General features: G+C 68.7%; 12 protein-coding genes and 1 pseudogene. 9 read left to right on the plus strand and 4 right to left on the minus strand.

The features are described from left to right. From AWC02_RS13475 to prfB, 3 genes are all read right to left on the minus strand, one after another. A partial coding sequence (locus tag AWC02_RS13475; RefSeq protein WP_085129351.1) for an Rv3103c family proline-rich protein occupies positions 1-453 on the minus strand: 453 nt, incomplete at its 3' end. Next, a complete protein-coding gene (locus AWC02_RS13480) occupies positions 453-1355 on the minus strand; it encodes a mechanosensitive ion channel family protein (protein ID WP_085129272.1) in 903 nt (300 codons plus the stop codon). The genes AWC02_RS13480 and AWC02_RS13475, both read right to left, overlap by 1 nt. 4 nt (positions 1356-1359) lie before the next feature. Continuing rightward, a complete protein-coding gene (gene prfB / locus AWC02_RS13485) occupies positions 1360-2475 on the minus strand; it encodes a peptide chain release factor 2 (RefSeq protein ID WP_085129273.1) in 1116 nt (371 codons plus the stop codon). 97 nt (positions 2476-2572) lie between these two features. Here prfB and AWC02_RS13490 point away from each other — a divergent pair. Beyond that, positions 2573-3946 (plus strand): annotated as a pseudogene (locus tag AWC02_RS13490) (FAD-dependent oxidoreductase); the annotation flags it as partial. Positions 3947-4041: 95 nt separating this feature from the next. Here the strand turns inward: AWC02_RS13490 and AWC02_RS13495 are convergent. After that, the gene (locus AWC02_RS13495; RefSeq protein ID WP_085129275.1) at positions 4042-4365 is read right to left on the minus strand and encodes a hypothetical protein; all 324 of its coding nucleotides are present in this window, start codon (positions 4363-4365) and stop codon (positions 4042-4044) included. Positions 4366-4388: 23 nt separating this feature from the next. Between AWC02_RS13495 and hisN the strand changes: the two genes are divergently transcribed. The 8 genes from hisN to AWC02_RS13535 all read left to right on the plus strand — a co-directional run bounded on the left by hisN (position 4389) and on the right by AWC02_RS13535 (position 13133). Then, positions 4389-5201, plus strand: coding sequence for a histidinol-phosphatase (gene hisN, locus AWC02_RS13500; RefSeq protein ID WP_085129276.1), 813 nt, complete (start codon positions 4389-4391; stop codon positions 5199-5201). 114 nt (positions 5202-5315) lie between these two features. Next, a complete protein-coding gene (locus AWC02_RS13505; RefSeq protein ID WP_085129277.1) occupies positions 5316-6719 on the plus strand; it encodes an acyl-CoA dehydrogenase family protein in 1404 nt (467 codons plus the stop codon). A 49-nt stretch (positions 6720-6768) separates the two neighbouring features. Then, positions 6769-7977, plus strand: a complete 1209-nt coding sequence (locus AWC02_RS13510) for an acyl-CoA dehydrogenase family protein (RefSeq protein ID WP_085129278.1) — start codon at positions 6769-6771, stop codon at positions 7975-7977. A gap of 153 nt (positions 7978-8130) precedes the next feature. Further along, on the plus strand, positions 8131-9225 hold the full coding sequence (locus AWC02_RS13515; protein ID WP_085129279.1) for a homogentisate 1,2-dioxygenase: 1095 nt from the start codon (positions 8131-8133) through the stop codon (positions 9223-9225). Further along, positions 9222-10403, plus strand: a complete 1182-nt coding sequence (locus tag AWC02_RS13520) for an alpha/beta hydrolase family protein (protein WP_085129280.1) — start codon at positions 9222-9224, stop codon at positions 10401-10403. The genes AWC02_RS13515 and AWC02_RS13520 overlap by 4 nt, the downstream gene beginning before the upstream one ends. Further along, positions 10400-11608, plus strand: coding sequence for a CaiB/BaiF CoA transferase family protein (locus tag AWC02_RS13525; RefSeq protein ID WP_085129281.1), 1209 nt, complete (start codon positions 10400-10402; stop codon positions 11606-11608). The genes AWC02_RS13520 and AWC02_RS13525 overlap by 4 nt, the downstream gene beginning before the upstream one ends. Then, positions 11605-12510, plus strand: a complete 906-nt coding sequence (locus AWC02_RS13530) for a hydroxymethylglutaryl-CoA lyase (RefSeq protein ID WP_085129282.1) — start codon at positions 11605-11607, stop codon at positions 12508-12510. The genes AWC02_RS13525 and AWC02_RS13530 overlap by 4 nt, the downstream gene beginning before the upstream one ends. Positions 12511-12518: 8 nt before the next feature. Beyond that, positions 12519-13133, plus strand: a complete 615-nt coding sequence (locus AWC02_RS13535) for a TetR/AcrR family transcriptional regulator (RefSeq protein WP_085129283.1) — start codon at positions 12519-12521, stop codon at positions 13131-13133. The last annotated feature ends 12 nt before the right edge of the window (positions 13134-13145 follow it).

A 13145-nucleotide genomic window follows, 5' to 3' on the forward strand; every position in this document is an offset into this window, starting at 1 on the left:
GGGTGGGGGTGCCGGCGGGCCGGGCTCGGCCGGCTCCGGCGCGACCGGGGCCGGCGGGCACAGCGGCGGACAGAACGGGAACCCCGGAACCGGGGTCGGCGCAGGCGGCTCGGTGGGCGGCGGTTCGGCCGGGACCGGTGCCTCGGTGGTGGTGGGTGTGGGTGTCACGGTCTTGGTGATGGTCACCGGCGGCTGCTGCAGCCGGGTGCGCGGCACCCAGGTATAGGCCGGGTCGGGGATGAAGCCCGGCGGCACCACCTGGGGTGCGGGCGGGGGCGCCGGCTCCTCGCGGTAGCTGTCGTAGAGCCACCACACCGCGACGAAGGCGATGATCAGCACCAATGTGGAGGTGCGGACGCGCCCCCCGAACAGGTGCGAGGGCCAGCGCCATCGCCGGCGGTCGGAGTTGTCCGACGGCTGTGGCGCCTCAGCGGGCTGTGCCGCGTCGCTCATCACAGCGCCTCCACCGGTTTGACGTCACCGGCGGTGACGACGCCGGCCGACGCCAGCGCCCGGACCACCTGGATGCGCAACCGCCGGCCCACCTCGAACTGCTTGCCGGGCAGGGTGCGAGCCACCATGCGCAGGTTGACCACACCGAGCTCGATGCTTTCGACCCCCATGATCGACGGTTCGTCCAGCAGCAGGTCCCGCAGCGGGGCGTCGGCCTCGCGGGCGTTCACACACACCTGGTGCAGCACCTCGTTGACCCGGGTCAGGTCGGCACTGGTGGGTACCGGGATGTCGACGACGGCGCGAGCCCAGTCCTTGGACAGGTTCAGCGACCGGACGATATTGCCGTTGGGAACGGTGAACACCTCCCCGTTGGGGGTGCGCAGCTTGGTCACCCGCAATGTCACGTCCTCGACGGTTCCCAGCGCCTCCACCGATGCCCCGATCATGCTCAGCTGCACCAGATCGCCGAAGCCGTATTGCTTTTCGGTGATGATGAAGAACCCACTGAGCAGGTCCTGCACCAGTTTCTGGGCGCCGAAGCCGATCGCGCCGCCGATCACCGCGGCCGGCCCCACCAGCGACCCGATCGGAATGTCGAGAATGCTGGTGATCTGGACGGCGACCATCACACACAGCAACACCACCGAGAGCCAGGAGATCACCGAGGCGACTGCCTGGCGGTGTTTGGAGGCCTCCGACCGCACCAGCGCGTCACTGGCCTGGAATCCCAGCTCCAGCCGCCGGGTGACGCGATGCGCCGCCCAGTTGATGAACCGGGACGCCAGCACCGCCGCGATCAGCAACAGGACGATCTGCAGGCCCTTGGTCATGACCCACTCGCCGATCTGACCGCGCCACAGGTCGTGCCAGCGCAGTCCCGGGGAGAACGCCAAGACCATGCGCTCAGTCGCCTTCGGGCCTGTTGCGCCAGCGGATTCCGGCCTCCAGGAATCCGTCGATGTCACCATCGAGCACCGCGGCGGGATTGCCGACTTCATACTCGGTGCGCAGGTCTTTGACCATCTGGTACGGGTGCAGCACGTAGGAGCGCATCTGGTTGCCCCACGAGCTGCCCCCGTCACCTTTGAGCGCATCCATCTCGGCGCGCTCCTCGGATCTCTTGCGCTCCATGAGCTTGGCCTGCAGCACCCGCATCGCCGAAACCTTGTTCTGCAACTGCGACTTCTCGTTCTGGCAGGTGACGACGATTCCGGTGGGGATGTGGGTGAGCCGGACCGCCGAGTCGGTGGTGTTCACCGACTGTCCGCCGGGCCCGCTGGAGCGGTACACATCGACGCGGACGTCCCCTTCGGGGATGTCGATGTGATCGGTGGTCTCCACCACCGGCAGCACCTCGACCTCGGCGAACGACGTCTGCCGGCGGCCCTGGTTGTCGAACGGGCTGATCCGCACCAGCCGGTGGGTGCCCTGCTCCACCGACAGGGTTCCGTAGGCGAAGGGCGCGTGCACCGCGAAGGTGGTGCTCTTGATCCCGGCCTCTTCGGCATAGGAGGTGTCGAACACCTCGACGCTGTAGTTGTGCTGCTCGGCCCAGCGGATGTACATCCGCATCAACATCTCGGCCCAGTCCGCGGCATCGACACCGCCCGCACCCGAGCGGATCGTCACCAGCGCCTCGCGCTCGTCGTACTCGCCGGACAACAGGGTGCGGACCTCCATGGCCTCGACATCGGCGCGCAGCGACGCGAGCTCGGCGTCGGCATCGGCCAGCGCTTCAGCGGCGGCCGCGCCCTCCTCCTCGGCCGCCAGCTCGTAGAGCACCGGCAGGTCGTCGAGGCGGCGGCGGAGTTCCTCCACGCGGCGCAGCTCTCCCTGAGCGTGGGACAACTCGCTGGTCACGCGCTGCGCGCGGGTCTGGTCGTCCCACAGGTTCGGGTCGGACGCCTCGTGCTCAAGCTTTTCGATGCGGCTGCGCAGGCCGTCGACGTCGACCACCCGCTCCACCGTGGTCATGGTGGTGTCGAGGGCGGCAATCTCAGGCTGGCGGTCTGTTTCCACGTTTATCGAGGTTACCGGCGGCCGTTGGCACGCGACCTCTAGCATCGGGGTTGCGCGGTGCATGAACGACTTCCGATGAGGAAAGAAGGTTCCAGTGATGCGGCCCTACCACGTCGCGATCGTCGGCTCCGGCCCGTCCGGCTACTTCGCCGCGGCGGCCCTGCTCAAGCTGGCCGGGGGCGGCGAGGTTGACGTGCGCGTGGACATGCTGGAGATGCTGCCGACACCGTGGGGGCTGGTGCGCTCGGGCGTGGCGCCCGATCACCCGAAGATCAAGTCGATCAGCGCGCAGTTCGAGAAGACCGCCGCCGATCCCCGATTCCGGTTCTTCGGCAACATCACCGTCGGCGAGCACGTGCAGCCCGAGGAACTGGCCGAACGCTACGACGCGGTGATCTACGCGATCGGTGCGCAGTCGAATCGCCAACTGGGCATCCCCGGCGAGGACCTGCCCGGCAGCGTCGCCGCGGTGGACTTCGTCGGCTGGTACAACGCGCATCCGCACTTCACCGACCACGCACCCGACCTGTCGTGCACCCGCGCCATCGTGGTCGGCAACGGCAACGTGGCGCTGGACGTGGCCCGCATCCTGGTCAGCCAGCCCGACGAGCTTCGCCGCACCGACATCGCCGACCACGCCCTGGATCTGCTCGGTTCGCGCGGCGTGGAAGAGGTGGTGATCGTGGGCCGGCGCGGCCCGCTGCAGGCCACCTTCACCAGCCCGGAACTGCGCGAACTCGGGCACCTCAAAGGCCTCGACGACGTCGACGTGGTGATCGACCCCGCCGAGTTCGCCGGCATCACCGATGCGGACATCGAAGCGGCCGGCAAGCATGCCCGGCAGAACTTCAAGGTGCTGCAGACCTATGTCGGGCGCCCGACCCGCCCGGGGCATCGCCGGATCGTGTTCCGGTTCGCCACATCGCCGATCGAGATCCGCGGCAACGGCCGGGTCGAGGAGATCGTGCTGGGCCGCAATGAGTTGACGACCGACGAGCAGGGCCGGGTCAGCGCGCGCGACACCGGGGAGCGCGAGGTGCTGCCGGCCCAGCTGGTGGTGCGCTCGGTCGGCTATCGCGGCGTGCCGATGCCGGGGCTGCCGTTCGACGAACGCAGTTGCACCATTCCCCACACCGACGGCCGGATCGAAGGCACCAACGATCAATACGTGGTGGGCTGGATCAAGCGCGGACCCTCCGGGGTCATCGGCTCCAACAAGAGCGACTCGCAGGCCACCGTCGACACGCTCGCCGCCGACCTGGCCGCCCGCGCGGCGGCGGGTGCTCTGCCCGACCGCGGTGCCGACTACGAGACGACCCTGCAGCAGTGGCTGCTGTCACGACGGCCGGAGCTGGTCACCGCCGACCACTGGCAGCTGATCGACGCCCACGAGCGATCCACCGGTGAGCCGCATGGCCGGCCCCGGGTCAAGCTGGCCAGCGTCGACGAGATGCTGCAGATCGCGCACGGGTCCGGCGCCACCGAGTCCTGCCCGGAGTGCGACTGCGCGGGGCCCACGTCGTTGACGGTGCCGTTACCGGAGTCGCAGTCGCCGTAGCGCGAAGGTCACTCCCCCGGCGGCCCGGTCATCACCCAGTTGTCCGGATTGCGCGGTGAGTACCTGACCGGCAACAGGTCGCCCACGCTCGGCCAGTTGCTGACGTCGACCGCATATCTCTGATAGACCTCGTGCTCGGCCACCGTCGGACCGTGCAGGACACCGGTGATGGTGACGTACTGCGCACCGGTGGCCTCGGGCCGCGGGCTGACACCGGTGACCAGCACGGTGCCCTCCTGGGCTTCCCCACGCGGCCCCGATCGAAGAAACCGCGGTGCCAGGAACACCGCCAGAATCGCCACCAGCAACAGCAGTGCCCCGAACTCCCACATGCGGCCATGGTAGGACTTTCGCCATGGCGCAGATCAACGACAATCTCGACTCGCAGCTCCACGAAGACCTCACGCTCGCCCTGGCCCTGGCCGATCGGGCGGACGAAATCACCCTGGCGCGCTTCGGTGCACTCGACCTGCGGGTCGACACCAAACCGGATCTGACCCCGGTGACCGACGCCGACCAGGCCGTCGAAACCGCACTGCGCGAGGTGCTGGTGGCGCAGCGCCCGCACGACGAGATCCTGGGCGAGGAATTCGGCGGCACCGCCACGTTCACCGGGCGCCAATGGATCATCGACCCCATCGACGGCACCAAGAACTTCGTGCGGGGTGTGCCGGTGTGGGCCACTCTGATCGCCCTGCTGGAGGACGGCGTGCCGATCCTGGGGGTGGTCAGCGCCCCGGCCTTGCACCGGCGCTGGTGGGCAACCCGGGGTCAGGGCGCGTTCGGCTCGGTCGCCGGCGCGCCGGCGCGGCGGCTGTCGGTGTCCTCGGTGGCCGAGGTGGGCTCGTCGAGCCTGACGTTCGCCGGGCTGAACTATTGGGGTCCGCGCGGCCTGCGCGAGCAGTTCCTGGGGCTGACCGAGGCGGTGTGGCGGGCCCGTTCCTACGGCGATTTCTGGGCGTACTGCCTGGTCGCCGAGGGTGCGGTGGACGCGGCCATCGAGCCGGCGGTGTCGGTGTGGGATCTGGCCGCCGTCGACATCTTGGTGCGCGAGGCGGGCGGCGTGTTCACCGACCTGTCCGGTAACCCCGGCCCGCACGGCAACTGCGCGGTGGCCGCCAATCCCGCCCTGCACCCGCAGGTGCTGGCGGCGCTCACGCCGCGGTAGCCGCCAGCCGGGGCGGGCGGCCGGCTGCGGACTTCGTCACACCTTACTTACGAGTCACCTTACTTCAGAGTAAGGTGACTGCCATCGGCACCTTCCATCGAGTGAGGCTCTGACATGACTGATATCGCCCCCGCCCGCAACGGCTCCAAGCCCCGGCTGAACAGTCGCGCCAGCGGCGTCGGTTCGGTCCCGCACAAGCGGACACCGATCGCGACCGCCCTCTCCCTCGTCACCCCGCTGGTCAGCCGGGAATTCCTGGACCGCTACCGCCTCCGCGAGCCGCTCAACCGCGGCCTGAACTACGGCGTGAAGACGGTGTTCTCCGTCGCCGGCGCCTCCACCCGCCAGTTCAAGAAGGTCCAGGGTCTGGGCAAGGCGCCGACCCGGCTCAGTGTCCCCGCCGGCGGCAAAGGCGCAGACTACTTCGACCTGACCCCCGACGACGATCAGCAGATGATCATCGACACCGTCGAGGAGTTCGCCGCCGAGCTGCTGCGGCCGGCGGCGCACGATGCCGACGAGGCACTCGACTACCCGCGCGAACTGCTCGGCAAGGCAGCCGAACTGGGCGTCACGGCCATCAACATCCCGGAGGACTTCGACGGAATCGCCGCGCACCGCTCCGCGGTGACCAACGTGCTGGTCGCCGAGGCGCTGGGGTACGGCGACATGGGCCTGGCGCTGCCGATCCTGGCGCCCGGCGGGGTGGCCGCGGCGTTGACCCACTGGGGCAGCGCCGATCAGCAGGCCACCTATCTGCCCGAGTTCGCCGGCGAGAACGTCCCGCAGGCCTGCGTCGCGATCACCGAGCCGCAACCGCTGTTCGACCCGACCAGCCTCAAGACCACCGCGGTGCGCACGCCCAGCGGCTACCGCCTCGACGGCGTGAAGTCATTGGTGCCCGCCGCCGCCGACGCGGAACTGTTCATCGTGGCGGCCCAGCTGAACGGCAAGCCCGCCTTGTTCCTCGTGGAGTCCTCGACACCGGGCCTGACCGTCAAGGCAGACCCCAGCATGGGCCTGCGGGCCGCCGCCCTCGGGCAGCTCGAGCTGGACAAGGTGACGGTTCCGCTGAGCGCCCGCCTGGGTGAAGACGCCGCGACCGATTCCGATTACTCGCAGGCCCTCGCGCTGTCCCGGCTGGGCTGGGCCGCCCTGGCGGTAGGCACCTGCCACGCGGTCCTCGACCACGTCATGCCCTACATCAAGGAGCGCGAGGCGTTCGGCGAGCCGATCGCCCACCGTCAGTCGGTGGCATTCATGTGCGCCAACATCGCCATCGAGCTCGACGGCCTGCGCCTGGTGACCTGGCGCGGCGCGTCGCGGTGCGACCAGGGGCTGCCGTTCATCCGGGAAGCCGCACTGGCCAAGCGGCTGGCGACCGACAAGGGCATGCAGATCGGCCTCGACGGGGTGCAGCTGCTCGGCGGCCACGGCTACACCAAGGAGCACCCGGTGGAGCGCTGGTACCGCGATCTGCGGGCACTCGGCGTCGCCGAGGGCGTTCTGGTCATCTGAGCCGCCCACCACACCAAGCAAACTCCGCTGCGAACACGAAAGTCTGATCATGGCAATCAATCTGGAACTGCCCCGCAAGCTGCAGGAAGTCATCGAGATGACCCATGCCGGGGCGGCCGAGATGCTGCGACCCATCTCGCGCAAGTACGACGCACGTGAGCACGCCTACCCCGTCGAGCTGGACACTTTGGAAACCCTGTTCGAAGGCGTCTCGGGGGCCGGCGGTAACGCGATGGCCGGCGCTGAGGCCTTCCGGTCCTCCGGCGAGCAGACCGGGAACCGCAACGGCGCCAACATGGCGGCGCTGTTGCAGGTGCTCGAGATGAGCTGGGGCGACGTCGCGTTGATGCTGTCGGTGCCTTACCAGGGCCTGGGCAATGCGGCGATCTCCGGCGTGGCGACCGACGAACAGCTCGAGCGCCTGGGCAAGGTGTGGGCCGCGATGGCCATCACCGAGCCCAGCTTCGGCTCCGACTCGGCGGCGGTGAGCACCACGGCGACCCTGGACGGGGACGAATACGTCATCAACGGCGAGAAGATCTTCGTCACCGCCGGCTCGCGGGCCACCCACATCGTGGTGTGGGCGACGCTGGATAAGTCGCTGGGCCGCGCGGCGATCAAGTCGTTCATCGTGCCGCGCGAACACCCCGGCGTGATCGTGGAGCGGCTGGAGCACAAGCTCGGCATCAAGGCCTCCGACACCGCTGTGATCCGGTTCGACAATGCCCGCATCCCCAAGGACAACCTGCTGGGCAGCCCGGAGATCAACACGGAGAAGAGCTTCTCGGGGGTGATGGAGACCTTCGACAACACCCGCCCGATCGTGGCCGCCATGGCGGTCGGGGTCGCGCGCGCCGCGCTCGAAGAGCTGCGCGCGATGCTCACCGCCGCCGGCATCGAGATCTCCTACGACAAGCCGGCACACGCCCAAAGCGCCCCGGCCGCGGAATTTCTGCGGATGGAGGCGGACTGGGAGTCGGCCAACCTGCTGACGCTGCGCTCGGCGTGGCAGGCCGACAACAGCATCCCCAACTCCAAAGAGGCGTCGATGGGCAAGGCCAAAGCCGGCCGGGTCGCCAGCGACATCACTCTCAAGGCCGTCGAGATGGCCGGCACGCTGGGCTATTCCGAGCAGACCCTGCTGGAGAAGTGGAGCCGCGACTCCAAGATTCTCGACATCTTCGAAGGCACCCAGCAGATCCAGCTGCTGGTGGTGGCCCGCCGGTTGCTGGGGCTGTCCTCCGCCGAGCTCAAGTAGCGTTCCTTCGCCGAGCAGACACCAAAGCCCCCTGTAACACCGTTTCCAGGGGGCTTTGGCGTCTGCTCAGGGCAGGGAACTCCCCCTTGCCCCGGCTCAAAAGAAAAAGTAATGTCGCTTTTACTTATTGAGGCCGATCTCCGGGAGTCGCCCATGGAATCCTTCGTCCACCTGCGCAAAGGCACGACCCCGCGTCGCATACACGCCGACCTCGACGGACTCAAAGACGACGAGCTGGGCCGTGGCGGCTTCACCGGCCGCACGGCCAACATGTACCGCCGCAACGACCCCACCGCCTACCGCGCCGAGGGCCCGCTGCGGCCCGTCGACGTGCTGGGCGCACTCCTGCAGCCGACCGACGCCTCCGACGCCGCCGGCGACCCGCTGCTGTTGTTCAGCAATGCCGACTGCCGCATCCGGCTCTCGCGGCGCACCGCCGAGATGCCGTTTCACGTCCGCTATGTCGACGGCGATCTGCTCTGCTTCGTCCATACCGGATCGGGCCGGCTGGAGACCGAATTCGGCCCGCTGGACTACCGCGAGGGCGATTGGCTCTACCTGCCCAAGGCGACCACCTGGCGACAGATTCCCTCCGCCGAGACCACGCTGCTGATGATCGAGGCCACCGACGAGTTCCGGGTCCCCTCCCCCGGGCCGCTGGGCCGGCACTTCCCGTTCGACCCCTCCCTGGTGGTCATCCCCGAGCCGGCACCCATCGACGACGACGGCCGCGAGAACTACGAGGTCCGGCTGATCCACGACGGCGGGCCTACGACGCTGCACTACCAGCACCATCCGATCGACGTCGAAGGCTGGCGTGGCGACAACTTCCCGTTCTCGTTCAACATCGCCGACTACAACGTGGTGACCTCCGACAGCGTGCACCTGCCGCCCACGGTGCATCTGTTCATGGAGGCCACCGGGGTCTACGTGATGAACTTCCTGCCCAAACCCGCCGAGCAGGTGGCCGGAACCGAACGCACCCCGTGGTATCACCGCAACGTCGACTTCGACGAGATCGCGTTCTTCCACGGCGGTTCGCTCTACGGCGTCCCGATGCCGCCGGGCCTGATCAGCCACGCCCCACAAGGCGTGCATCACGGCGCCCCGGAGAAAGCCCGGGAGCGGGCCCGCCGCAAATTCGACGACTACGACCGGGTGGACTGGCAGGTCATCGCCATCGACACCCGCCGCCGCCTCATCCCCTCCCCCGAAGTACTGGCCGCCGACTTAGGACAACACGCATGACCGCCAAGCACGCCTATGAACGAATCCCCTATCTGATCGCCTATCAGAACAATTCGGGCGTTCGCGATGTCTACGGCGGGGTCGCCGAACTGGTGGTGCTGGAGAGCTACCTGCTGCGCCCGGACACCCCGAGCGACACCGTGCTGGTGTTCATGCACCCGATCGGCGGCGGGGCCTACCTGCCGATGGTCAACGCCCTGGCCCGCGCCGGCAACCACGTCATCTACTGCAACAGCCGATTCCGCGGCACCGACTCCGCCCTGCTGATGGAGAAGGTGGTCGAAGACCTCGGCGAATGCATCAAAGACGCCAAGAACCGGCTCGGTTACCGCAAGGTGGTGCTGGCCGGCTGGAGCGGCGGTGGATCGCTGTCGATGTTCTACCAACAGCAGGCCCAGCGCCCGACGGTGACGTCGAGCCCGTCGGGTGACGGGCCCGACCTGACCAAGCTGAACCTGATCCCGGCCGACGGGGTGATGCTGCTGGCCGCGCACATCAGCCGCCACGGCACCCTGACCGAGTGGCTGGACGCCTCGATCCTCGACGAGTCCGACCCGACCAAGCGCGATCCCGAACTCGACCTCTACAACCCGGACAACCCCAACCAGCCGCCATACACCGCGGAGTTCCTGGAGCGTTACCGGGCCGCCCAGATCGACCGCAACCGCCGGATCACCGCCTGGGTCAAGGCGAAGCTGGCCGAGTTCAAACAAGCCGGCCTGCCCGATCAGGAGTTCGGATTCGTGGTGCACGGCACCATGGCCGACCCGCGCTGGCTGGACCCGACGGTCGATCCCAACGAACGCACCCCCGGCAGCTGCTATCTGGGCGACCCCGCGGTGGTCAACATGAGTCCGGTCGGGTTGGCGCGGTTCTGCACCCTGCGCAGCTGGCTGTCACAGTGGAGCTATGACGACGCGCACGGCGACGGGGTCGACTGCGGACGCGACATCACGGTGCCCGCACTGGTGATCGGCAACATGGCCGACGACGCCTGCACCCCCAGCCACACCCGCCGGCTGTTCGAGGCGATCGGCACCGAGGACAAGGAGATGCACGAAATCCCCGGCGCCAACCACTATTACGCCGGGCCGGACCAGCGTGACGCGCTGCGGCAGGCCGTGCAGATCGTCAGCGATTGGCTGGGCCGACATGATTTCGTAGGCTCGTCGGCATGACGTCTGCCACCGGCGCGCTCGACGGTATCCGGGTGCTGGAACTGGGCACCCTGATCTCCGGGCCGTTTGCCGGACGCCTGCTCGGCGACATGGGCGCCGAGGTCATCAAGATCGAACTGCCCGGCAAACCCGACCCGCTGCGCACCTGGGGACAGGCCGAACTCGACGGACACCACTTCTTCTGGACCGTGCACGCCCGGAACAAGAAGGCCGTCACGCTGGACCTGCGCACCGACGCGGGCCGCGAGCTGTTCCTGGAACTCATCGACGCATCCGACATCGTGGTGGAGAACTTCCGGCCGGGCACGCTGGAGCGCTGGGGGCTGGGCTTCGACGTCCTGCGCCAACGCAACAGGGGCATCATCTTGGTGCGGGTCTCCGGCTACGGACAGACCGGTCCGGACGCCCACAAGGCCGGATACGCCTCGGTCGCCGAGGCCGCGAGCGGGTTGCGGCACATGAACGGCTTTCCCGGCGGGCCCCCACCCCGGCTGGCGCTTTCGCTGGGCGACAGCCTCGCGGGCATGTTCGCCGCCCAAGGCGCGCTGGCGGCCCTGTACCGGCGCACCGTCACCGGCGAAGGCCAGGTAGTCGACGTCGCCTTGACCGAATCCTGTTTGGCCATTCAGGAATCCACCATCCCCGACTACGACGTCGGCGGCGTGGTGCGCGGGCCGTCGGGTACCCGGCTCGAGGGCATCGCCCCGTCGAACATCTACCAGTCGGCCGACGGCAGCTGGGTGGTGATCGCCGCCAACCAGGACAGCGTGTTCGCCAGGCTGTGCCAGGCCATGGGCACCCCCGAGCTGGCGACCGATCCCCGGTTCGCCGACCACACCGCGCGCGGCCGCAACCAGGACGAGCTGGACGCCATCATCGCCGCATGGGCCGCGCAGCGGCAGCCCGACGTCATCATCGCGACGCTGAGCGACGCGGGGGTGATCTCCGGCCCGATCAACACCGTGGCCGAGGTGGTCAAGGACCCCCAGCTGCGGGCGCGCGGCATGCTCGCCGAGCACTGGGACGAAGGCGCCGAGCGCACGGTGTTGGGGCCCGGTGTCATCCCGGTGCTCTCGGAGAGCCCGGGCACCATCCGCAACGCCGGTTCGGCACGCCCCGGGCAGCACAACGAGGAGATCTACACCGGCCTGCTCGGCAAAACCACGGCCGAGTTGGACGCCCTGCGCTCCGAGGGGGTGCTGTGAGCACATTGCCCAGCCAGGTCAGCATCCGCGAGGTGGCACTGCGTGACGGCCTGCAGATCGAGGCGCCGATCCCGCTGAGCGCCAAACTCGAACTGCTGGCCGCGATCGCCGCCACCGGAGTGCGCGAGGTCGAGGTGACCTCCTTCGTCTCCCCGACCAAGGTCCCCGCCCTGGCTGATGCCGCCGAGCTCGCCGCCGAACTCTGGCGCTACCCCGAGCTGGAGTTCTCCGCGCTGGTCGCCAGTCCCGGCGGCGCCGCCCGGGCGGTGGCCGCCGGGCTGAAGTCGCTCGAATACGTGGTCTGCGCCTCGGATACCTTCAGCACCGCCAACGTCGGCCGGCCCACCGCGCAGGCGGTCGCAGCGATCAGCGACATCGCCGGCATCGCCCACGACGCCGGCGCCTCGGTCGAGGTCATCATCGCCACCGCGTGGGACTGCCCGTTCGACGGCCCGACCGCGCCCGGGCGCGTCACCGACATCGCCGCCACGGCAAGCACGCTGGGTGTCGACCGGCTGGCGATCGCCGACACCATCGGCACCGCCACGCCGCGCCGGGTCACCGACCTGATCGCGGCGGTGGCGCCGCTCATCGGCGACATCCCGTTGGGAGCACACTTCCACAACACCCGCGGCGCGGGGCTGGCCTGCGCCTACGCCGCGATTCAGGCCGGAATCACCCGGCTCGACGCCTCCGCCGGCGGCCTGGGCGGTTGTCCCTTCGCTCCCGGCGCCACCGGCAACATCGCCACCGAGGATCTGGTCTACCTGCTGGGCGACTGCGGTATCGAGACCGGTATCGACTTGGACGCCGCCATTGCCGCGGCCGGCGTGGCCAGTTCGGTCGTCGGCCATACGCTGCCCAGCGCCCTGCTGGCCGCCGGCGACCGGAAGCGGGACTGAGCGCCTCGATGTCCACCCAGCGTGAGCTCAGTTCAAAAGGACGCCTGACGCGCGGGGCGATCGAGCAAGCCGCCCGGGAGTTGTTCGCCGAACGCGGTTTTCACGGGACCACGCTGGCCGACATCACGTCATCGGCCGGAAAGTCCACGGCGGTGCTCTACCGCTACTTCAACGACAAGGAAGATCTGCTCGCCGCGTTGGCGGAGTCCTTCCTCACCGAGGTTGTCGAGCCGTCGGGGCTGAACATGCGGCTGCCGAAGTCCCCGGAGGACACCGAGTTCTTCTCGTCGGTGGTCAATGCCTACTGGTCGATGTTCAAGCCGAACATCGGTGTCATGATCGCGGTCGCTCAGCTGGCGGCGACCAGCGAGAGATTTGCCGCGCTGCAGAACGAGTTCCGGCGGTTCGGCCGGGACATCGTGGCCGAATCGGTGCGACGCGCCCAGCAGCAGGGCTATGCTCTCGACCTCGACGCCGACCACATCGCGGCCGCCATCGCGCTGCTGTTCGAGAACTTCACCGTCGTGTTCGTCGGACCCTCGGGTCCGGACTGGCGAATCAGCGACAGCGACGCCATCGCGACGCTGTCGACGATCTGGAGAAAGACGCTGTACGGCCGTTGACTGTGGCCGCCC

It is taken from the genome of Mycolicibacter engbaekii (genome assembly GCF_002101585.1).
Classification (GTDB): domain Bacteria; phylum Actinomycetota; class Actinomycetes; order Mycobacteriales; family Mycobacteriaceae; genus Mycobacterium; species Mycobacterium engbaekii.

Excerpts from the sequence above, each read along its gene's own strand:
- AWC02_RS13535 (WP_085129283.1), top strand. The coding sequence starts at position 12,519 with ATGTCCACCCAGCGTGAGCTCAGTTCAAAAGGACGCCTGACGCGCGGG.
- AWC02_RS13480 (WP_085129272.1), bottom strand. The coding sequence starts at position 1,355 with ATGGTCTTGGCGTTCTCCCCGGGACTGCGCTGGCACGACCTGTGGCGC.
- hisN (WP_085129276.1), top strand. The coding sequence starts at position 4,389 with ATGGCGCAGATCAACGACAATCTCGACTCGCAGCTCCACGAAGACCTC.
- AWC02_RS13515 (WP_085129279.1), top strand. The coding sequence starts at position 8,131 with ATGGAATCCTTCGTCCACCTGCGCAAAGGCACGACCCCGCGTCGCATA.
- AWC02_RS13510 (WP_085129278.1), top strand. The coding sequence starts at position 6,769 with ATGGCAATCAATCTGGAACTGCCCCGCAAGCTGCAGGAAGTCATCGAG.
- AWC02_RS13520 (WP_085129280.1), top strand. The coding sequence starts at position 9,222 with ATGACCGCCAAGCACGCCTATGAACGAATCCCCTATCTGATCGCCTAT.
- AWC02_RS13505 (WP_085129277.1), top strand. The coding sequence starts at position 5,316 with ATGACTGATATCGCCCCCGCCCGCAACGGCTCCAAGCCCCGGCTGAAC.
- AWC02_RS13495 (WP_085129275.1), bottom strand. The coding sequence starts at position 4,365 with ATGTGGGAGTTCGGGGCACTGCTGTTGCTGGTGGCGATTCTGGCGGTG.
- AWC02_RS13525 (WP_085129281.1), top strand. The coding sequence starts at position 10,400 with ATGACGTCTGCCACCGGCGCGCTCGACGGTATCCGGGTGCTGGAACTG.